18 protein-coding genes and 1 other annotated feature are annotated in these 20904 nt (G+C 47.4%); of the genes, 12 read left to right on the top strand and 6 right to left on the bottom strand.

Going from position 1 to position 20904, the window contains the following annotated elements:
* Positions 1-9: 9 nt before the first annotated feature.
* From P403_RS0105025 to P403_RS0105010, 4 genes are all read left to right on the top strand, one after another.
* Positions 10-588 carry a DUF6470 family protein gene (locus P403_RS0105025; protein WP_029331456.1) on the top strand — a complete coding sequence of 193 codons (579 nt, stop codon included), beginning with the start codon at positions 10-12 and terminating at the stop codon, positions 586-588.
* Between the two features lie 4 nt (positions 589-592).
* Positions 593-1033 carry a flagellar assembly protein FliW gene (gene fliW / locus P403_RS0105020; protein WP_029331454.1) on the top strand — a complete coding sequence of 147 codons (441 nt, stop codon included), beginning with the start codon at positions 593-595 and terminating at the stop codon, positions 1031-1033.
* Positions 1033-1257 carry a carbon storage regulator CsrA gene (gene csrA / locus P403_RS0105015; protein ID WP_029331452.1) on the top strand — a complete coding sequence of 75 codons (225 nt, stop codon included), beginning with the start codon at positions 1033-1035 and terminating at the stop codon, positions 1255-1257. Before fliW ends, csrA begins: the two co-directional genes overlap by 1 nt.
* A gap of 137 nt (positions 1258-1394) precedes the next feature.
* On the top strand, positions 1395-2219 hold the full coding sequence (locus P403_RS0105010; RefSeq protein WP_029331450.1) for a squalene/phytoene synthase family protein: 825 nt from the start codon (positions 1395-1397) through the stop codon (positions 2217-2219).
* A gap of 1035 nt (positions 2220-3254) precedes the next feature.
* Here the strand turns inward: P403_RS0105010 and P403_RS0105000 are convergent.
* The 4 genes from P403_RS0105000 to P403_RS0104985 all read right to left on the bottom strand — a co-directional run bounded on the left by P403_RS0105000 (position 3255) and on the right by P403_RS0104985 (position 9311).
* Positions 3255-4151, bottom strand: coding sequence for an alpha/beta hydrolase (locus tag P403_RS0105000; protein ID WP_034800923.1), 897 nt, complete (start codon positions 4149-4151; stop codon positions 3255-3257).
* A gap of 32 nt (positions 4152-4183) precedes the next feature.
* Positions 4184-5065 (bottom strand): YitT family protein, encoded by an 882-nt coding sequence (locus P403_RS0104995; protein ID WP_029331445.1) that lies wholly within the window; start codon positions 5063-5065, stop codon positions 4184-4186.
* Between the two features lie 86 nt (positions 5066-5151).
* A complete protein-coding gene (locus P403_RS0104990) occupies positions 5152-7977 on the bottom strand; it encodes a sensor domain-containing protein (protein ID WP_029331443.1) in 2826 nt (941 codons plus the stop codon).
* A 194-nt stretch (positions 7978-8171) separates the two neighbouring features.
* Positions 8172-9311, bottom strand: coding sequence for a hypothetical protein (locus P403_RS0104985; RefSeq protein ID WP_029331441.1), 1140 nt, complete (start codon positions 9309-9311; stop codon positions 8172-8174).
* 131 nt (positions 9312-9442) lie between these two features.
* Between P403_RS0104985 and P403_RS0104980 the strand changes: the two genes are divergently transcribed.
* Positions 9443-10105: a response regulator transcription factor gene (locus P403_RS0104980; protein ID WP_029331439.1), complete on the top strand. Its 663-nt coding sequence runs from the start codon at positions 9443-9445 to the stop codon at positions 10103-10105.
* A complete protein-coding gene (locus P403_RS0104975; RefSeq protein ID WP_029331437.1) occupies positions 10102-11364 on the top strand; it encodes a HAMP domain-containing sensor histidine kinase in 1263 nt (420 codons plus the stop codon). Before P403_RS0104980 ends, P403_RS0104975 begins: the two co-directional genes overlap by 4 nt.
* Before the next feature lie 47 nt (positions 11365-11411).
* Here P403_RS0104975 and P403_RS0104970 read toward each other — a convergent pair whose 3' ends face one another.
* Positions 11412-11915 carry a hypothetical protein gene (locus P403_RS0104970; RefSeq protein ID WP_029331436.1) on the bottom strand — a complete coding sequence of 168 codons (504 nt, stop codon included), beginning with the start codon at positions 11913-11915 and terminating at the stop codon, positions 11412-11414.
* A 138-nt stretch (positions 11916-12053) separates the two neighbouring features.
* Between P403_RS0104970 and P403_RS0104965 the strand changes: the two genes are divergently transcribed.
* The 6 genes from P403_RS0104965 to P403_RS0104935 all read left to right on the top strand — a co-directional run bounded on the left by P403_RS0104965 (position 12054) and on the right by P403_RS0104935 (position 19586).
* The gene (locus P403_RS0104965; RefSeq protein WP_029331435.1) at positions 12054-12536 is read left to right on the top strand and encodes a hypothetical protein; all 483 of its coding nucleotides are present in this window, start codon (positions 12054-12056) and stop codon (positions 12534-12536) included.
* 63 nt (positions 12537-12599) lie between these two features.
* Positions 12600-13430: a GNAT family N-acetyltransferase gene (locus P403_RS0104960; protein WP_029331434.1), complete on the top strand. Its 831-nt coding sequence runs from the start codon at positions 12600-12602 to the stop codon at positions 13428-13430.
* A 619-nt stretch (positions 13431-14049) separates the two neighbouring features.
* A complete protein-coding gene (locus P403_RS0104955; protein WP_029331430.1) occupies positions 14050-14442 on the top strand; it encodes a hypothetical protein in 393 nt (130 codons plus the stop codon).
* 62 nt (positions 14443-14504) lie between these two features.
* Positions 14505-14740: a binding site (T-box leader), on the top strand.
* 94 nt (positions 14741-14834) lie between these two features.
* Positions 14835-16349 (top strand): peptide ABC transporter substrate-binding protein, encoded by a 1515-nt coding sequence (locus P403_RS0104950; RefSeq protein WP_029331424.1) that lies wholly within the window; start codon positions 14835-14837, stop codon positions 16347-16349.
* A gap of 205 nt (positions 16350-16554) precedes the next feature.
* A complete protein-coding gene (locus P403_RS0104945) occupies positions 16555-17838 on the top strand; it encodes a methyl-accepting chemotaxis protein (protein WP_029331422.1) in 1284 nt (427 codons plus the stop codon).
* Between the two features lie 224 nt (positions 17839-18062).
* The gene (locus P403_RS0104935; RefSeq protein ID WP_029331420.1) at positions 18063-19586 is read left to right on the top strand and encodes a flagellin N-terminal helical domain-containing protein; all 1524 of its coding nucleotides are present in this window, start codon (positions 18063-18065) and stop codon (positions 19584-19586) included.
* Between the two features lie 393 nt (positions 19587-19979).
* Here the strand turns inward: P403_RS0104935 and P403_RS15995 are convergent, their stop codons facing one another.
* Entirely contained in the window at positions 19980-20816 is an 837-nt protein-coding gene (locus tag P403_RS15995; RefSeq protein WP_034800918.1) for an LAGLIDADG DNA endonuclease, read from the bottom strand.
* Positions 20817-20904 lie beyond the last annotated feature (88 nt).

Genomic DNA, 20904 nt, shown 5'->3' with positions numbered 1-20904 from the left:
TGACGGGAGATGAACCTTCCGCATCTTGAAATGCGTCAAACGTCTGCTAAAATCGGTATCAATACGACACGGGCGACACTTGAACAACACCAACAACAAGCCTCTTTGTCAATCGAGCAACCGAAAGGCGAGCTGTCGCTCGAAACGGTCGCGGCACGACTCGAAATTGATTCGTCCCAGGCGTGGACTGAAATCGGACGAATCCCGGCATTTGAATCCGTTCAGCGTTATGCTGATTACGGACGACAAATGGGACAACAAGCAGTCGGGCGGGCAGCCGCTGAAGGGGATCAGTTGATGCGGATCGAGCAACGGGGAGATGCCGTCGCTCGTATCGCGACGTCCCGGCAAGCACCACCGGCAGAGGTGACGACACTCGGCTTTACGCCACGCAGTCTCGACCGGGTCAAAATCAATTACACACCGGCAGAGGTCCGCGTCAACTATACGGCGCAAAAACCGCAAATCGATGTTGAGATGCATCGACCGGAATTAAACGTCACGCCAGGCACGACAGAAATTTACCTACGGGAACAAAATCAACTGGATATGTGGCCAGTCGGCGGCATATTCGATGGGGAAGGATAATCACATGCAGATCGAAACAGATTTTTTTGGAACGGTTCAAATCGAGGAAAGTGAAATCATCACGTTCGCTTCCGAAGTACCCGGTTTTCCAGAGGCACGTCGTTTTATCTTATTACCGTTCGGAGAAGGCATTCCGTTCTGGTCCTTCCAATCGATTGATCAAGCAGAATGCGCATTCGTCGTGACGAATCCGTTTTGGATTGATCCGGAGTATGTCTTTGAATTACCAGAATCAGCGAAAGAACAACTCGGTATCCAAGATACGGCACAAGTCGCTGTCTATACGACGGTCACGTTACGTGAGCGGTTCGAGGAATCGACGACGAACTTACGCGCACCGTTCGTCATGGAGACGAAACGTCGGCAAGCGAAGCAAGTCATCCTTGATGAAACGTATTCGAACCGGCATGTGATTGGTAGTCTAACGGAAGTAGGTGGTCGCTGATGCTCGTCTTAAAACGAAAAACGGGCGAAGCGATTCAGATCGGGGACGATATCGAGTTGACGGTTCTTGCAATCGAAGGGGACCAAATTAAACTCGGAATCGATGCGCCACGCCATATTGACATCCATCGGAAAGAAATTTATCTCGCTATCCAAGATGAGAATGCGGAAGCGTCTCGCAGTACAGGATTAATGAGTCAGTTGTTAAAACAGCGTTCTGAATAATGGGGTGAACTTCTTTTGTGCGTAAGCGTTCAAAAGAAGTTTTTTTCATTTCCACGAAAAAAATGCTCATTTCTTTCGAATCGTGTATAGTAATGTAGAGAAAAGAAACCTTTTTAGACAAAGAGGGAGTGTAAGCAATGAATGAGACGAAGCAGCTGAAAAAAGATGCGAATCGTGTACTAAAAGCGACGAGCCGAACCTTTTATATACCAATCAGTCGCCTATCACAAGAACTGCAAGAGGCAGTCGGGTCTGCCTATCTGTGCATGCGTGCGATTGATGAGATTGAGGACCATGAAGACTTGCCGACAGACGTCAAGACGACGCTCCTTCGGGAGACGGCACTCCAGATGCGTGGAACGTTTTCGGGAGCTGCTTATCAAGCATTGATTGCACCGTATGCGAATCAGTTGCCGGAAGTGACTCTTCGTCTTGCGGAATGGATTGCTTACTGTCCGACGGGGATTCGGGCGAAAGTCCTTGAATCAACGGCAGAAATGGCAGAGGGAATGGCTGTCTGGGCAGAGCGTGACTGGACGGTCGAGACGGAAGCTGACCTTGATGAGTACACGTATTATGTTGCCGGACTCGTCGGTGTCATGTTGTCAGATATTTGGTACTGGAAAGCGGGTATCGTCACGGATAAACAACAGGCGATTGGTTTTGGTCGGGGACTCCAAGCAGTTAACATCTTACGGAACCAACAAGAAGACGCAGAACGTGGTGTCGGATACTTCCCACCCGGTTGGACGACGGAGACGATGTTTACGTACGCGCAAGATAATTTAGCGGAAGCGGATTTGTATCTCGCGTCGATTCCGAAAGAGACGACGATCTATGAGTTTTGTAAGATTCCACTTGCCCTCGCACATGGGACGCTGGATGCGCTCGCTCGGGGAAAAGAGAAGCTCAGTCGACCGGAAGTCTTGAAAATCGTCGGAAGTGCGGTTTTAAAACGATAATGAAATAATTAAAAGAGAATGAACACTTACACACGACGCTTGGCAGGATGAGGCATGTGGGTAAGTGTTTTTTGTCGTTAGCAAGAGTCTGAAACTTTAATGTTCTGCCGCGGTTTCTGGACAGTGTAGTAGCTGGGTTTAAACGTGTGGACAACGTGTAATCGGGAGAGAAAGTGTCTCTTTTTTCGTTGCTTTCCTCGGACGAGGCGCAAGCCGTTGCTCCTTGGTCCTAACGGACAACGAGCAGGGTCTTGCCTGATTTTGAAAGTGCGTTAAAAACGTACTCAGACTGTAGACAACGAACTATCAGGAGAGAAAGCGTCTCTTTTTTCGTTGCTTTCCTCGGACGAGGCGCAAGCCGTTGCTCCTTGATCCTTACGGACAACGAGCAGGGTCTTGCCTGCCTCTGAAAGTGCGTTGAAAACGCACTTTTTCCCGTAGGAGTCAACGAAACGTGACGCTTTTTAGGTAATACCGTGACAGAAATCCAGACATGCAGGCGGTTTAGAGCACAATCCGTCGCGACCCTGCAGCTTTGCTGTAGCGGCGCGGAAGATTGTCGCTTTGAAGACGAGGCGAGACAGGGAAGCGCGAACGGGTCGTATCTAGATATAGCATGTTCACGCTTCATAAGCATTTGTCTAAGGTCTGAGCGTAGTCGCCGTGTTTTTCTCTACTTCGAATCATTTTAGTGAAGTCGTCCCAAACAAAAAAGAGTCTACCCTACTGATACAAAATCAGCTTGGATTGACTCTTTTTTCTGGATTAAGAGATTGAAGATACAGCGACTGTTCCTTAATTAAAGAGTTGCTACAACGTATACGATACAACCGATGGCTCCGGCGCCGACTAAAATCAATCCGGAGACGCGTGTCGATGGATTGGGAGTAGCGGAAAACTTTAAAAAGAATATACCTAGACTGACAATCACGAATGTAAGAATAAGCATTAAAAGAATTAAAAGTGTGTTCATATTTACCGTACTCCAATCTGAATCGGCGTATGAATCCTCTTTTTTAGGCAAGGTTAATACAATCATTTGATGTCTTCTAAATAAGATAGGACCTTGTCTTCATAGGCTTTGCGGTCATGGGCATAAGACTGGACATGTCCGCCGTTTTCCGTCACATAAAGCTCAGAATGTGGCGCCGCTTTTTGAAGGCGCATGCTTTCCGTGACCGGAATCGCATCATCGTCCTTGCCATGAATCATCAAGATGGGAAGATCAATCCGTCGAATCGCTTCAATCGGTTGGACGCGTTCCGGGTTCAGTCCTGTCAGTGGAGGCGTCACTTGCAGGATGACGGGTGTGAACGGGAAGTTCGGTAACCCGCTCCAGACGGGGAGGTTCGTTTCTAAATAATTTTCTAAATCACTGAACGGACTATCTGCGATGACACCAGCGACATCTGCTTTTGGAGCCGTGACGAGGGCAGTCGAAGCGCCCATTGAGATCCCATAGAGGACAACCGGCTCTGACGCACGTGATTTGGCATAGCTGACAGCTGTCAGCAAGTCATCTTGTTCTTTCGCCCCGACTGTGACACGTTTTCCTTCCGAGATCCCGGACCCGCGGAAATCAAATGTTAAGACGTTGTAGCCGGCATCATGAAATTTTTTGAAGAGCGGGAAGATGGGGACATCCGTCTGTTCCCGGTTTTTCCCATAGCCGTGAGCAAAGACGATTGTCAGTTTCGCGTCCTCACTCGGAATCCACCAGCCGGATAAGCGCGTGCGATCTTTTAGCGAGCGGAAGGAGACGTCTTCATAAGCCAGTTTTTCCGCTTTTTTAGGGTTCGTCGTCAATGCTTCCCGTTCCGGTTTCGTTAAGGACGACCCGACATAAGCAGAAATTCCGACGAGAGCAATCAACAAAAGAACGATGACGAGGATCAATCCCCCGATGATTTTCTTGCGATGTTTCTTCAACAACGGCGCGACTCCCTTTCTCGAACAACTGTGAATTAATGAATATCTTTTTTCTTGAAGCGACCACCGTGGACATCATGAATGTTGCCGATGGCGATGAAAGCCTGTTCGTCGAAGTCGCGGACGATTTCTTTTAATTTCGTTTCTTCGAGCCGGCTGATAACACAAAAAATGACTTTCTTATCATCTCCGGAAAAGGATCCTTCCCCGTTTAAGTACGTCATGCTCCGACCGAGCCGGTCCATGATGGCAAGGCCGATTTCTTCGTAGTTCTCGGAAATGATCCACACACTCTTTGATTGATCGAGTCCGTCAATGACGACATCAATTGTCTTGAAGGCAATGAAATACGTAATCAGCGAGTACATCGCCCGGTCCCAACCGAAGACGAATCCGGCTGCTCCGAGGATGAAGACGTTAAAGAACATCACAATTTCACCGACGGAAAAAGGGGTCGAGCGACTGAAGGAAACAGCAAGAATCTCCGTCCCGTCGAGCGATCCACTAGCCCGGATGACGATACCGACGCCGATTCCGAGAATTAAACCACCGAAGACGGTCGCAAGGAGATCGACGTTCGTCATCGGTCCGATGCCTTCGAGTAATTTCGTCGCGACCGCCATGATAAAGATTGCATAAAGCGTAGACAGGGCAAAGGTCTTACCAATCTGTTTATAACCAAAAAAGATGAACGGGATATTTAAGAAGAAGAGCCATAATGCGAGTGTCGTATCCGTCAGTTTTGAACCGATGATAGAAATCCCGACAATCCCGCCATCGATGATATTATTCGGAACGAGGAATCCTTTCAGACCGATTGCGAAGACGATGGCCCCAATCGTCAATAACAAAAGGCGGCGTACAAGTTGCCATTTCGTCGTTCGTCGGTGAGCTTTCGTTTGAGTCGTACCACTCATCGAATTCCTCCTTTTTGAAAAGTGTTTCTGTGTTTACTATAACAAAAAAGCACTAAGGCATGCGAGAGCAACCTTAGTGCGAATGATTAGACGAGCGGGCGAATCGATTGGAAAAAACGTAAGACCAGTTCTGCTTCAGGACTCGAAGTATATTTTCCGATATATTGCCCTTGTTCGAAACCAATGACGGTCAGTGTAAAGCTGACAAGTTGTATCCCTTCGGACAAACGAACTTCGAAGGTTGCGGTATTAAGTGGAAGCGGGACCTCGGTTGAAAAATACAAGTGGCGCGTATCCGTCTGATGCGCATGAATATCCGAGTAGTTAAAATCGAGCTCCGTCTCATGGTGCGTCAGCATTTTAATTTTTCCTTCAACAGAAAAGCTCGGGGTACTATCGCCGGCGAGCGAACAGGCTTCGATCGGATACAAAATTTCGCGTAACAGGAAGCTTTGCATGACGTCGGTCGGAACAGGGCGACTGAACAAATATCCTTGGATATTCGGACAATTCAGTGCACGGAACGTCTCGAGCTGGCGAATCGTCTCGATACCTTCGGCGATGACAGATAAATTAAAGACGGATGCCATGTAGAGAATACTTTTAACGATGGCCTGTGCTTTCGCGTCATCCGCGATATGCGTCGCGAACTGCCGGTCGATTTTGACGACATTAATCGGATAACGCTGCAAGTAGACCATTGACGAATAACCTTTGCCGAAGTCGTCTAAAGCGATCCGGACACCAAGGTGACTTAAGTGTTCCAGCATTCGATTCGTACTTGGGTCATCCATGATTAAAGCGGCTTCCGTGATTTCAAGCTCGAGCAAGTGCGGAGAAAGGTTGTATTTTAACAACGCCTGCTCGATTTGATGTTCGAAGCCGGGAATCAAGAAACGTTTTGGTGAGACATTGACCGAAATCGGAATCAGATTCGCCCCGGCACGGGCCCACGTCTTCATCGCCTGACAAGCCGTCTCGACGACCCAATCACCAATCGCCAGATGCAGCGAACTTTCTTCCGCGAGCGGGATAAAGTCATTCGGTGGAATCCGTCCCCATTCCGGATGTTGCCAACGGATTAAGGCTTCAAGTCCAATGATCTTTCCTGTCCAACTATCGACTTTCGGTTGGTATTCAAGGAACAACTGTTTGCGCTCAATCGCGTAATGTAAATCTTGCTCGAGACGATAGCGGCGATAATAATCGATGTCGAGGTTTGAAGCATAGTGATGATAGGTACTATGATCTTCTCGTCGTGACCGGCGTAACGCAGTGTAAGAATGTTTCAACAGTTCAATCGCATCTTGACTGTCCCCCGGAAAGCGGCTGACACCAGCTGAAATACGAGCGAATAGTGCATACGGTTCGATCAGGATGGGATCTGTCGATAGTGCAAGTAACTTTTCGACGCAAGAAGTAATGTCATCACTATAGCTGGCCGGTACGAGCATGGCGTACTCGTCTCCCCCAAGGTGACCAAGGAATACTTCTTTTGGTTTAGTGATTGATAAGAGTCGACTCGTCGCTTGTAACCATTGATCACCGGAAGTATGTCCGAACGCATTATTGATTTCCGTGATGCGATTAAACGAGGCTGACAAAATCGAAAAAGGGCGGTCTGCTTTTATCCAGGCATTGATCGTATCGGTCAACGCGACACGGTTCGGTAGACCGGTTACGGTGTCACGAAGTGCCAGTTGTTGCAGGCGTTCCTCATAGTCTTTTTGAAGTGTGATATCGTGCATGATGCTGTTCGAATAAGCAATCGTCCCATCGAAGTGAAAGACAGGTAATTGCTGATCTTCAATCCATTTTCGGCGACCATCGGGAAAGCAAAGGCGATACTGGAGCGTTCCAGCTTTTCCGGAGGCCAGTTGCTCAATAAATTGTTGCATCGCAAGGTGATCGCGTTCATCAATACGCTCGAATAACCAATCTTGACTCAAACACAAATCCTCTGGCAGTTCCTCAAAAATTTGTAAGAATCCTCGTGAGTGAAATATGAGACGTCCAGTCGAGAGGTCAATTTGAGAAATCGCAGCATCGAGTGCTTCATAGATTTCACGTGTTTGATCGCGCTCGAACGTTAATTGATGGCGTGCCTCACTGACTTCTGATAAATCATATAGGACAACAGCAATCACTGTGTCGCTTTCCGATCGTCGAAATGCTTTTAATCGCAATAACTGATAGTCGTTCGCGGCATTTAAAACAGATACCTCTTGTTCGAACATCTCGACCTCACGCTCGATGAGTCGTTCCATTTGAAAGCGAAGTGGATCGAAATCACGTGGGTGAATCCGGTTGTGTAACTGTTTGCGCGATACTTGCCCTAATGCGTCGGAAGACACCCCTAAGTAATTCATTAAGGAGCCAGACTGTTCAATCGTCTTTGAAGACGGATCATAATGAAAGACGACGAGTTCCGGCACTTGTTCCGTCAATTCGAGTTGTGAACGGATTTGGACGACGTCCTCTTCAAGCTGTTTCTCCCGTGTGATATCGCGTGCCATCCCGTATACCCCGATGACTTGATTGTCTTGAAGAATCGGCATGTTCGTAATCTTTAACGTCAGTCGATGTTGATCATGGTGCAATCCTTGCGCCGTATAATGAACGGTTTCCCCAGCAAGGGCACGCTCGAAAAATGAAGTGACCGCATCCACTTGTTCTGGTGGATTAAACACGGCGAAGTGCTCATACAACGTTTCACTCGAATAACCGAGCAGCGTAGGTAATTGTTCATTGAAATAGATGATTTCACCGAGGTGATTAAAGAAGAATATCGCATCCGCATTTTGTTGGAAAAAAAATTCCGCGCTATCCGGATGTAAGAGTTCTAATCCACCAATGAACAGAGGGGATGTCGATGAACGACTTAGTCGTTGCATAGCGTCGAAAAAAGTCATGGTCAAATCTCCTCGCTAGAATGTAATTCATGATAGAACGCGTCTCCTTTCTAGTATAGGGTTAAAGTGAGAACAATTGCAATTAAAGTTCGAAGAATAGACCTATTTTTTCAAAAAAAAAAGAAAGGGAATCTAAAAAAAACGGATCGACACATGCAAGCACATGTCGATCCGTTGGCGTAGGGGAACTAAAGTTAGATTGCAAGATCGACAGATGTCTCGCTTGCATTCGGGTCCGTTGATTGATCCGTATTCTTTTCGTTCATTCCGTGGTGACGTCCACCTTGTCCACCATCGCGTGATCCTTGCTTAAGGTCGTCATAACTTGAGACCTGATCCGCACGTTCTTGCATCCGTTCCTTCATCGACGTCGCTTGTTTTTCTGTGATGGAACCGTCTGCTAGTTTCGCATCAATTGCAGCCGTTTGAGCGGTGAGGACCGCTTGTTCGAAGTCGTCGAAGGCGATATCGTTCGCTTCCGCAAATTCAGGAAGTGCTTGATTGGCGGCTTCGAATTTCGCTTCATCGAGTTTGAGACTCGCTAAGACCGTTGCAGTCGTGTCACCAAAGACATCGCGTGGTCCGCCGTCACGTTTGCCTTGTCCTTGTTTTTCCCGATCCGGCAACTCGTCATAACTCGTCATGTCTGAGAACTCTTCCGTCATCCGTTCTTTAATCGACGTCGCCTGTTTTTCCGTCATCTTACCGTCTTTGACGAATTGGTCAAGTTGTTCTGATTGTGAAGCGATGACCGCTTTTTTGTAGTCGGCGAACTGGATTGATTGGGCTTTTGCGAACGCGGCGAGGGATTGGTTCGCAGCATCGAAGTCCTCTTGATTTAAGTTAAGTGCGGCAAGGACATCTGCGACGAGTTCTTTATTAAAGACCCCACCCTTGTCACCGTGACGTTGACCTTTAGGTTGTTGTTCTTTCAATTCGTCATAGCTCGAGACTTTGCTGAAGCGCTCCGTTTGACGTTCTAACATATTAGCGGATTGTGTTTTCGTAAGATCCCCTGACGCGACAAGACTAGCAAGTTGTTCTTTTGTTGCTGCAAGTTCAGCCGCTTTGTAGTCGGCGAACGAGATACCTTTTTCTTCTGCGAGCTCAGCGATCGATGTCTTCGCTTCCCGTACTGTTTGTGCCTCGTCTTCTGTGATGCCGAGTTTATCTAAGAGGATTGTAACGTCCATTTTTTTCATACCTTCGAAGTGATGACGCTCGGATTTTGTTTTCGATGCATCGCTATCATTTGTTGCAGCGAGAGCAGAAGCTCCTCCTACTGTTAATGCGCTGATTGTAAGTGCGGTGATCCATTGTTTTTTGAATTTCATGGTTGATCACTCCTTTCACCTTGTATGTTAGCGTGGATTGAAAACGAAGTTGTGAGGAAGTTGCAAAGAAATTGCCAAGAAAAGCAAATCGGTTGGAAAAGGCGGTACACTAAGCATGTGGAGGGATAACGATGAATATTTTATTAATTGAAGATGAAGTAAAGTTAGCGCATGTGACAGAACGCTTTTTACGGCACCACGGATATGAAGTGACACTCGCGATGTCGCTCGGACAAGCGAAGGACGCCTTACGCGAAACGACGTTTGACGCGGTCCTCGTCGATGTTCGACTCCCGGACGGGGACGGCTGGTCGCTCGTCCCGTCGATTAAAGCGGTCGCTACGCCACCCGTCGTCTTCATGATGACGTCGCGTGGTGAAGCGGATGACCGTGTATTCGGACTTGAGCTCGGAGCAGACGATTACCTCGTCAAACCCGTCGTCTTGAAAGAACTGACGATCCGGCTCGAGCGGGCGCTGAACCAGCGTCCGAAAGATACCGCCTTCCGGTTGGGTGACTTAACGTTGGATCCGAAAGCGCGTCTCGTCAAAAACGGCGAGCAGTCGCTCAGTCTAGCGAAGATGGAGTTTGAGCTGTTGACGTACTTCGTCGAACATATCGGTGAAGCACTCAGTCGCGATCAAATCCTGGATGATGTCTGGGGATATACGTTCGGTGGCGATACCCGGACCGTCGATACGCACGTCAAACAATTGCGTGATAAGTTACCGACGATCAAACAACAGTTAAAGACGGTCCACCGGGTCGGATATCGACTGGAGGCGATGGAATGAGTAGATTGATGCGGAAGTTTTTACTGGCGGTCGTCGCACCGCTCCTCGTCATGGGTAGCTTGAGTTTTATTTTGACGGCGGTGCTCGTCAATCGGTTTGCGGAAGACGAACGCTACAGTCAACTCGCACGTGAAGCAAATATCATTCAAGAAGCGATCGACGGCAATCAACCGCTTCCCCGTGACATTCAAGGTTTCATCACGATCGACGGACAAACGCAACGCCTCGGTGGACGAGGACCGCAACCGGTCAACTTACCGGCGCTTGAGAAGTTGCAGCAACAAGACGTGATTGATGTTCAGAATCAACGTTTGTTGACCTATCAGTTGAAAGAAGGGGACACGGTCATCACGACGATTCGGAATGCACCGCTCGCGAGTAGTGCGTTGAACGGTGTCTACTTGGCGATTGGTGTCGCGCTCCTCGTGACCTTGTTGCTTGCGACAGGGCTTGCTTATTATATGGGACGACAGTTCACGCGGCCGATCGTCAACTTACGGTCCGTCGCCCAGCAAATCGGAGCGGGGAAAAAAAGCGTCCCGCTACCCGAACGACCGAATGATGAAGTCGGTGAGTTGATTGCTGCCGTCGATGAGATGCAGGAACAACTCCTCCAAAAAGAAACGCTGCAAAAGTCATTTATCGCCGGTATCACCCATGATTTACGGACGCCGCTCGCAATCATCCGCAACGAAACGGAGGCGCTCGCAGCAGGAGTGATTCCGCTAGACGAACTACCGGATGTCACTTACAGCATCATCGAGGAGACGGATCGCCTCGGCCTATTGATTGATGAGACGCTCGTCTACTCGAAGCTTGCCGGAGGGATGATGCCGCTAAAGCGGATTGAGACGCGACTAGACGATCTGGTGTTCGATACAGTCGGACGGTTGCAGGCGACGTTTGCGAAGGATGGAGTGGAACTCGTCGCTGAAGCTGTGTCCGTCACGCGTCGTGTTGACAGGCAGATGTTCGAACGGGTCCTCGTCAACTTCCTGATGAATGCCCACGCTGCTGCTCCGCCTGATAGCCGGGTCATCATACGGCTGACGGAGACTGAATTGACGGTCGAGGACGCGGGGCGTGGTGTCCCGGAGTCCGACCGGTCGACGATTTGGGATTTGTACGTCAAACAAGACGGCAGTTCCGGGCACGGGCTCGGGCTTGCGATTAGCCGCTTGATTCTCGACAGCCATGAACTGGTCTATGGCGTTCGAACGAATCCGCAAGGCGGAGCGTGTTTCTTTATTCGTTTATAATGAGAAAAAGCCCCGTTCCTCGTCGAGAGGAGCGGGGCTGTCGGTGCTTATTTTGATTCGTTTTCGTGGACGAGACTTGGTTTGACGAGTGTATAGAATTCATCACTCATGCCGACGCGGCTGCCCATTTGGCAAGCGAGTTCGAGTGTCTCTTGGTAAAATTTCGCGACGAGGCTGTGGTTTTTGATGTGCATGTCTTTCATCGCTTTTTCGACGCCGAGGACGACTTTCGCGATTTGGTCATCTGCATCATTACGGACCGGGACGACGTTTTCCGGGAGGTCGACTTCTTTATCGTGTCCGTTGAAGCGGAACGAAGCGCCGAATCCAAGATGCTCGAGGAAGAAGTGCGGTAACAATTTGCCAGCGAAAAATTGGTGCCATTCCGATTCTTTCATCGCGTCCATATCCCGTTTGAAAGAAGTCGTTGCAAGTGCGTAGCGGTCATGTGTATCTTTCATGAACTTCTCGAGGATTGGTACCTGCATCGCAAATGAGTTCTTGAGCAGATTATCGAGCTGTTCTTGTGTTAATTGTTCTTGTTCAGCCATCCTTTTAACCCCATTTCGTTTCGTTACTCTTATCGTAAGAAATTTAGACAATTCCGTCAAATCTTTTTCGAGAATAAGGTTTACCTATTGTACGAAAGGGAATTTTATTATTATCGCATACATAAAGGAGGAATCAGCGTGAAACGAATCGCAATGACAGGACTATTAATCGGGGCATGTCTGATTCCGGTGACAGCCTTTGGGGCGACGAACGTCTCTTATCAAAAAGGGATGGTTCAAAACAAACAGCTTGGTTATTCGGTCAAGGCGACAGAGACGCTGAAGAAAGCGATCGCGCAAGATAAAGTCGCGCTCATTAAAAATAAAACAGTCAAATCAAAGTACGGTACCGTCACGCGGAGTGGAACATTTTCGCTCTACTATAAGGTGAAGGGAAAAGATCAGTTGCTCGTCAACTTGAACTATGAACCGAAGAAACTGTCGAAAAAACAGTTCGACCGTCAAGTCGGGTATGGCACGTATCTTGGGACGAAGGGCAATAAAACGTACTACTATGTTCAACCGACGGAAGCCGTTAAAGGTGCGGTCGGGAACAAAACAATCGAACGCTTGATCACATATCACGTTCCGCGGATGATGAAAACATTTAAACTGCAGTAAGCATTAGCTTTTGCTAGTGCTTCTTTTAGTGGTTCGCTATAGTAAAGGTTGAGGTGAAGAGAGATGGAATTTACAGTAACGAAAGTCTTACAAACGACAGATGTCTTGCAACTTGAGAAATGTGTCAACGATCATGATGGAATTGAATTGAAGGTGGCGGCAGATTATGTCGGCGAGAATGATTTTGCTGTCTACGACGGCTCAAAATTGATAGGCTACCTGCAAGCCTTCGCGTATCTACCGACAGAATGGGAAGTCAACGTCTTTGTTGATCCTGATTACCGGCAGCAAGGGATTTTTAAATCGCTCGTCGAAACGGCGGCTGGCGTAGCGCGCGAAACGGGCGCGGAAGCCTTTACGTTCGTCATTGATGATGCAAGTCAATCCGGTAAAGCGGTCTTGGGCAAGCTTGGGGCAGAATACCGGATGACGGAATACAATATGGTGCTGAAAAAAGCGCAATTGTTCTTAAAAGCAGACCCTGATTTCGAATTACGCGAAGCGACGGCATCGGACCGTCCGTTCATCGTCGAGACGCTCGGACAGTCGTTCGGAAATACAGCGGACGAGGCAGAAGCGATTTATCAAGCGATTGAGACAGAGGATCGCGTCACGTATGTCGGTGTCGCGAACGGTCAGCCGGTCGGTGTCGTCCGTGCATATTTAGCATCCGAGACACAAGCGAGCATCCATGCGTTCGCCGTTCGTCCGGAAGCGCAGGGCAATGGATACGGGAAGAAAATGTTGAAACTGATGGTCCAAGCGATGTTCCGGACAGGTCGGACGCAGCTTGAACTCGATGTCGAGACGGATAACGCACGGGCACTGGATCTCTATAAAGATGCCGGGTTCGTTGTCGGACGCGGTTATCAGTTCCATGTGCTTGAATTATAAGAAGTTTGAACGAAAGTCCACGAGAGTGGGCTTTTTTTGTGAAATCGTATAGCAAGCATAGACCTTAGGTCTTACTACTCTCTAAGAAGATAGAATATCGTTTCCGATCGTCCGCTGGCGCGCTTTCCTCGGGCGGAACGCAAGCCGCGATCGGCTTTTAGCCGATCGGGTCTCGCCTGTTCCTGACGGAAGGGACGAGCCCTTCCTTTTCCCGCAGGAGTCGCGCCCGGACGACGGAAACGTAAGCAGCTTAACGGAAAGTCTAATGACTGGGCTTTTTATGAACTCGTATAGTAAGCATAGACCTTAGGTCTTACTACTCTTAAAAAAATAGGATGTCGTTTCCGATTGTCCGTTGGCGCGCTTTCCTCGGGCGGAACGCAAGCCGCGATCGGCTTTTAGCCGACCGGGTCTTGCCTGTTCCTGACGGAAGGGACGAGCCCTTCCTTTTCCCACAGGAGTCGCGCCCGGACGACGGAAACTTTTTTGTTAGGAATCCAGTGATAAGGAGAGAAGTAAACCACTGAAAAAAATAAGTTCATAATCTAAAGGAAGTCTGAAACCTCTCCCGTGTTTTGTCGTATACTAGACATATGGAAAAACAAAGGAGGCGGCGATAGTGAATGGTCGACAGGAATCATTACGGACGTTGAAGTGGGTGTCAGGTAGTTTAGAGGCTATCCTCGGGATTCCGATTCTCGGTGGATTGCTTGTTATCGGGTCGGGTTATAACGCTTTATGGTTGATGCTTGCGTTCCACATCGTAGTTGTGGTGTTGACGGCGCGGGCTGGCAATGTCTCAAAAGGAAACATCGTCGGAATCGTCGCATCGACAGTCGGTGTCATTCCGGTCGTCGGGATGTTGTTGCACATCGCAGCAGCCATCACGATTTTACTGGATGCGGCATTTGGTAACCGGATCATCACGCGGACACACGTCGAGCGGGTCGAACCGATTCGTCCTCGTCCGGTCCGGAAAGAACAGGAGAAACAGGAAGATCATCCGTTTTGAGCACTTTTGATTGACAGTGAAATCCGAGCCGTGTAAAGTAAAGACCAAGTTAAGCCATATCAAACAAATCAACGACGCGGAGTAAGTACCGTCAACACTGCCGACAAAGCGAGTCAGGAAAGGTGAGAGCCTGACGCGGTAAGCTGATTAGGGAATGGACCGCTGAGAGCCTGTTGAACGATTGCAGTAGACAGGACGGTTGCCCCCGTTACAAGGCTAGCTGGTTGTTGGACCAGCGACAAGAGGAGACATTTGTCTCAACTAGAGGTGGCACCGCGCGGATACAGGCGTCCTCTATGCAGCAGCTTTTGCTATGCATAGAGGGCGTCTTTTGTTTTACGTCAAGGAACGCCGAATCATCCAACGCACATTATCTTTAGGAGGAATTTTTTATGAAGAAGACATTGATCGCGGCGGCAAGCACGGCGTTCCTACTCGCAGGATGCTCGACGACAGACACAGAACAAGCGGCACCAAACGAAAACGAAAAGAAAGTCCTGCACACGATGGAAAGTTATGATCTCTTGTCGGTCGACCCGGCAGATGCCATCACGTCGAACATCTTCAACCAGATTTATGAAGGACTGTACCGCTTCGATGAAAACAATGAACTCGTCCCGGCAGCTGCTGCGTCGCACAGCGTATCGGAAGACGGTAAAGTCTATACGTTCAAGCTCGACCCGACGGCGAAATGGTCGGACGGAAAACCCGTCACGGCAGAAAACTTCCGCTATGCCTATGAGCGCGTCATCGAGACGAACTCACCGTTTGCGTACTTGCTTGAGCCCGTCAAAGAAACGAAAGTCATCGACGATGAAACATTACAAATCGAACTGAAACGACCGACACCGTACTTCCTCAGCATGACGACGTTTGGGACGTACATGCCGGTCCGTGAAGATATCGTTCAAGCACAAGGCGATAAATTCGGGACGGATCCTGAGACGAATGTCTACAATGGACCGTTCACATTCAAGACATATCAAGCGGAGCAAGGCTACACGCTCGCGAAAAATGCTGACTACGCCGACCAAAAACAAGTCAAGATTGACGAAGTCGACGTCAAAATCATCAAGGACCCGATGCTCGCGATCAACTTGTTTGAAACAGGCGAACTCGATGTCGCACCGCTCAACTCGGAAAACGTCATCAACTATAAAGATAAAAAAGAGTACAACACGTTCAGTGACTCACGGATGTTTTTCATCCGGATGAATCAAAAAACGGACGCTTTAAAAGATAAGCAGACCCGCCAGGCAATTGACGCTGCTTATAATAAAGAAGCGTTGACGAAAACGTTACTCGGAAACGGTTCGTTACCGGCCGACTATATCGTCCCGCAAGAGCTTGATCCGCAGTACGATAAAACACGTCAAATCACGTCATCATTCGACGAAGCGCAAGCGAAGAAAGTCCTCGAACCGCAAAATCTAGAATTGACGATGATCATCGAGGACGATGACGTCTCGAAAAAAATTGGTGAGTACATTCAAGGAACGCTCAAACGTCAAAACGTCGACGTTAAACTCTTGCCATTGCCGAAGAAGGAACGTCTTGCCCGTGAAGGACGAGGGGACTATGATTTATCACTCGCGAGCTGGGCACCGGATTATCAAGACGCGACGACGTACTTGAACTTGTTCATGACCGGAAATCCGTTCAACATGATGGATTACTCGAACAAACAGTATGACCGTCTCTTGAAGCGGGCAGAAAAAGAACTCGATCAAGATAAACGGTTGGAACTGTTGAGCCAAGCTGAATCGCTGTTGCTCGACGATCAAGCGATTTCGCCGGTCTACCAACGCAAAAATGCCTTCTTGCAAAACACAGAAGTCACACACCTCGCCCGCCACAACGTCGGGACAGACATCTCGTATAAGTACGTTGAGATTGATCGTAAGTAAAACATCAGCCGTTCGCCTTGTCATGTTTAGATGACAAAGCGGACGGTTTTTTCATGAAGTAAGAAGCAGAATGAAAGGAATTGTTATTTTGTGACAAATTAATCATTGAATCGACTTTGAAATCAGGTCAATTCTATTAAAGCGTTCTCATATCTTGCCGATAAGGAGAATGTTGAGAAAAGAATCAGGAAAGGAAGTTACGGATATGAGTAAGTTACGTAGCAATTTAAAGATTCGGTTATTTGTATGGGTTCTCGTGATTTCAATCATTACAGGCGGAATTTCTGCCCAGCTGACATTATTCCTCTCGCGTGGAGTCGACGTCGCAGAAAACCAGGCGATTTTATTTGGAGCTGGCATTGGGTTAGTCTTGTCGATTCTCGGATCACTGTTGATTCAATTGATTCTCCGTCAGCCGATCAAAGCCATCGAAAAAGCGACACAAACAGCACGTGAAGTCGCGAACGGTAACTTTGATGTGGATTTCGAAGAAGCGAAGCGTGGTGACGAAGTCGATCAATTGATGCATGAACTTGAAGTGATGGTAGTACATATCCGCAAGCAAGCGACACAGATGGGCAGCTCAAGCGATAAGCTGACGGCATCTGCCCAAGAAATCGCGGCAGCCGTCCAGGAAGGCAATGCGTCAGGTGAAAGCATCCGGACTGCGATGGCGGAGCTCTCGACGAAGATGAACGAAAACGTCGATCAAGCCTACCTCTCGATGGATGCGCTCGGTGCCGTCAAACGGACGATGGATGAAGTCGCAAAAGAAATGAACGAAGCTTTGAAATCCGCGACCGTCATGCAGACGGAAGCCGAGAACGGCAAGACACTTGCAACGGATTCCGTTGAAGCGATGCATATGATTTCAAGTAAGATGGAGCAATCGGCGACACTCAATGGTCGTTTAACAGACATGACGGGTGAAATTTCACGGATTACCGATGTCATCAGTGACATTTCAGCACAGACGAATTTACTCAGTTTGAATGCCTCGATTGAAGCAGCACGTGCCGGAGAAGCCGGTCGTGGGTTCGCCGTCGTTGCAGCGGAAGTCAAGAAACTGGCGGAACAAACAGCGACGTCAGCAAAAGAAATCACTGATTTGATTTCCGGTGTGAAACGTCTCGTCAACGATACAGCGAATGCGATGACGGACGTCCAAAAAGAAGTCGCGACCGGTGTCGGACTTGTCGAACAAGCAGGATCATCATTTGAAGAGATTCACCATTCGACAGAACATGTTTATTCACGCGTTAAATCGGTCGATCAACTTGTCGTAAAATCAGACAAGGAGATTGACCAAGTCGGTTTGACGACGGCGAACATCCTGGCGATGGTCGAAGAAGCATCAAAACATGCCGAACAAGTCTTACAAGCTTCAAGTCATCAGGCAGCATCACTCAGTGAAGTCAACGGTGCGATGGAAGAGTTGGTCGCAGTCGCAGAACAATTGCAGGAAGAAACAGGAGCAACGCGTCTCTAATTTAAGAATCGCAGGCGGAAGTCCCGTCTGCGATTTTTCTTTTGAATTTTTTTATTTTTTTTGAGAGAAACTGTTAAACATTTCTGCAGGGCGACGATATATAGAGTGGAAGCAGTCATCGACTACAACCACCGCGCTACTCTTGGGCCGGCCAGGGGGCGCATCTCGGAGAAGAAGGATCTTCAAAGAGACAAAAAAAATATTCCTATGGAGGGAAACTTAAAATGATTATCAATCACAACATTACAGCACTAAACACACACAACAAACTTTCGAGCGCTTCTGCAGCTCAAAGTAAATCAATGGAGAAACTCGCTTCAGGTCTTCGCATTAACAAAGCGGGCGATGATGCAGCTGGTCTTGCAATTTCTGAGAAAATGCGCGGACAAGTTCGTGGACTTGATCAAGCATCAAAAAACTCACAAGATGGTATTTCAATGATCCAAACAGCTGAAGGTGCATTAAACGAAACACACGATATTCTTCAACGGATGCGTGAATTAGCAGTTCAATCAGGAAACGATACAAACACTGACTCAGATCGTGGTGAACTACAAAAAGAAGTTGACCAATTGGCTTCTGAAATTACACGTATCTCTAACAATACAGAATTCAATACAAAAAAACTACTTGATGGCGGGATTAAATCTGGAAACATTAGTGATGTAAAGTTCCATATTGGAGCTAATAAAGATCAAAATTTATCTGTTGAAATCAATGCAATGGATGCAAAAACGCTTGGCGTAACAAGAGATGTAGCAGTAGGAACTGTATCTTCTGCGACAAACGTTACTGGCGCTAAGTTTTCTGGTAATTTAGGGACTGGAGTTGTTGACGGAGCATCAATTGCAGTTACTGCAGCTGTTCAAGCTCAAGGATCAATTGCTACTACAACCGCAGCTGGCTTTACATTTAACACTGCTGATAACTCAGATTCATTGAATGGTTATACGATAACAGTTAGCAATACAGCTTCAGCTTCAGCGGCAACTGCAACAGTTGATAAAACTAATAAAACTATTGCACTACAAGTAAATGATACTTCTACTACTGAAACAACAGCTGCTACTGTAAATACTGCATTAAATGCTGCTCTAACGACAGCGGGAATTACTGATGTACGATTTGCAGCAACAGGAAGTGCAACAACTGGGTCAGGAACTGGTACAGGTACGTTAACTGGAGGAACTCAAGATACTGTACGATTAACAGCAACAAGTGGTGCGACAGTTGAAACTGTAGATGTTAAAGGAAATGCTAAATCAGCTAAGTTTACTGACGTAAGTAAATTTAACGGTGTTGAGCTTCAACTTAACGGAAACTTAAGCTCAGGTACAGGTACGGCAACTACCTCTACTGCTGCTACGATTGCTATTAATAAAAATTCTTCTACTAGTGCAGCTTTTGCAAATAGTGCTTTGAGTAATAAAGCTGAAGTAGCTGGTGGAATTGATATTTCTTCTCAATCTGCAGCTAACGCTGCTGTTGAAAAGATTAATAGTGCAATTGAAACAGTTTCAGCAGAACGCTCAAAATTAGGTGCTTCACAAAACCGTCTCGAGCACACAATCAATAACCTTAAAACATCTTCTGAAAACTTGACAGCTGCGGAATCACGTATCCGTGACGTTGACATGGCTAAAGAAATGATGAACCAAACGAAGAACTCGATTCTTGCACAGGCTGCACAAGCAATGTTGGCTCAATCGAATCAAACACCCCAAGGCGTGCTACAACTCCTTCGGTAATTTGATTCCACCGGGCGTCTGATTAGGTAACTGATCAGAGCATGACTGGGTGAATTGCTGGAACTCCTGAGAGCCTTGATGTACGACAACGTGGCTGGAAACGGCGAGCGTGACCGTTTTGAAAAACGTCAAGGATTGGACAATCAGCAGCCAAGCACCTGTAGGGAAACCTTGGTGAAGGTTCAACGACTAGGATAGACGACCTAATGGACATGTCCGATGGTTATGAAATCCGTACTCCGTAAGCGGCGGGGGAAGCGCCCAGCTCCTAGTGTATCTAGGATGAAGATATAGTCTTATCATTAGCGAAAGCTAATGCGCGTAGCAAGCGAACCAACAGCCGCAAGGCGTTCTCCAATTACTCCGTTAATCGTAATTGGTCGTATAGCTTACTTAAAGGTCATGGACTCGTTCCGTGGCCTTTTTTAGTTGTCCGAATTTATAAGTGACGGACCAGTATGTTCGATTTAGTTCATCGGCAATCGCTTGTGTCGTCCGGCCTTGTTCTTTTAACTGAAGGATGGTTAAACATTCATCGACTGTATAAGGTCGACTCGGACTTGATGCTACGACTTCATGATCGGGATAGTCTCGGTTAAGTTGTTCAAGACGAATTGACCAATTCAATTTGTAAGAAAAATTCGGTAAAGCTGTTGTATACGGAGCAAGCAGATGTAAGAAATCGAGAGCATCCGTTACACGAGTTGTTTTTAGGAAATAACCGCTTCCGTTCGGTGTTTTGGATAATCGAAAATTCAGCGAAAATGTCTCATTTAACCATCGACAGAAAAGCGTCAACTGATATAAAGGGAAGGACTGTAAATAAAGTGCAATCGAAGGGGTGACGAAGAGTTGACCTTTTCGATTTAATCGTTTTGAAATCATTAATGAACCGTCATCTAAATAAAGCGTCAACAAGAATAACGGATGCTGAAAACGTGGAAGTAAGGACATCGGTATCACTTTCAAGTGCTTCGGATAAAATAATGGGTATAGCTCAGTCAAGAGTGGAAGAGATTTTGAAACTAAATAATTTTGACGAATGTAAAGTAAGTCAGGTAATTGTTGCATTTTCCACTCCCGATAGAAGCGTTGTGACTCTCCAAAATGCTCACGGTAACTATTGTTTTTCCGACGTGACTGCGGATAACATTTCGTGATTTCGCCATCGGCTAAGATACTCCCCAGTAAGATAGCTTGTTGTGACTTAGTTAGTGCGTTAAGTAACATTAAAACTCCTCCTTCTAAATAAAAGAACGTATGTTCCTTTATTCCCGATTTTAAGAACTTTAAAGAAAAACTAATAAAAAGAATCGTC

The sequence above is a fragment of the Exiguobacterium oxidotolerans JCM 12280 genome, from assembly GCF_000702625.1.
In the GTDB taxonomy this organism is placed as follows: domain Bacteria; phylum Bacillota; class Bacilli; order Exiguobacteriales; family Exiguobacteriaceae; genus Exiguobacterium_A; species Exiguobacterium_A oxidotolerans.
The sequence above is the reverse complement of the archived record's forward strand: the minus strand, read 5'-3'. Positions and strand labels throughout refer to the sequence as shown.

What these genes read in the sequence shown, in the direction of transcription:
- P403_RS0105025 (WP_029331456.1), top strand. Translation starts at nt 10, where the DNA reads ATGAACCTTCCGCATCTTGAAATGCGTCAAACGTCTGCTAAAATCGGT.
- fliW (WP_029331454.1), top strand. Translation starts at nt 593, where the DNA reads ATGCAGATCGAAACAGATTTTTTTGGAACGGTTCAAATCGAGGAAAGT.
- csrA (WP_029331452.1), top strand. Translation starts at nt 1,033, where the DNA reads ATGCTCGTCTTAAAACGAAAAACGGGCGAAGCGATTCAGATCGGGGAC.
- P403_RS0105010 (WP_029331450.1), top strand. Translation starts at nt 1,395, where the DNA reads ATGAATGAGACGAAGCAGCTGAAAAAAGATGCGAATCGTGTACTAAAA.
- P403_RS0104995 (WP_029331445.1), bottom strand. Translation starts at nt 5,065, where the DNA reads ATGAGTGGTACGACTCAAACGAAAGCTCACCGACGAACGACGAAATGG.
- P403_RS0104990 (WP_029331443.1), bottom strand. Translation starts at nt 7,977, where the DNA reads ATGACTTTTTTCGACGCTATGCAACGACTAAGTCGTTCATCGACATCC.
- P403_RS0104985 (WP_029331441.1), bottom strand. Translation starts at nt 9,311, where the DNA reads ATGAAATTCAAAAAACAATGGATCACCGCACTTACAATCAGCGCATTA.
- P403_RS0104980 (WP_029331439.1), top strand. Translation starts at nt 9,443, where the DNA reads ATGAATATTTTATTAATTGAAGATGAAGTAAAGTTAGCGCATGTGACA.
- P403_RS0104975 (WP_029331437.1), top strand. Translation starts at nt 10,102, where the DNA reads ATGAGTAGATTGATGCGGAAGTTTTTACTGGCGGTCGTCGCACCGCTC.
- P403_RS0104970 (WP_029331436.1), bottom strand. Translation starts at nt 11,915, where the DNA reads ATGGCTGAACAAGAACAATTAACACAAGAACAGCTCGATAATCTGCTC.
- P403_RS0104960 (WP_029331434.1), top strand. Translation starts at nt 12,600, where the DNA reads ATGGAATTTACAGTAACGAAAGTCTTACAAACGACAGATGTCTTGCAA.
- P403_RS0104950 (WP_029331424.1), top strand. Translation starts at nt 14,835, where the DNA reads ATGAAGAAGACATTGATCGCGGCGGCAAGCACGGCGTTCCTACTCGCA.
- P403_RS0104945 (WP_029331422.1), top strand. Translation starts at nt 16,555, where the DNA reads ATGAGTAAGTTACGTAGCAATTTAAAGATTCGGTTATTTGTATGGGTT.
- P403_RS0104935 (WP_029331420.1), top strand. Translation starts at nt 18,063, where the DNA reads ATGATTATCAATCACAACATTACAGCACTAAACACACACAACAAACTT.
- P403_RS15995 (WP_034800918.1), bottom strand. Translation starts at nt 20,816, where the DNA reads ATGTTACTTAACGCACTAACTAAGTCACAACAAGCTATCTTACTGGGG.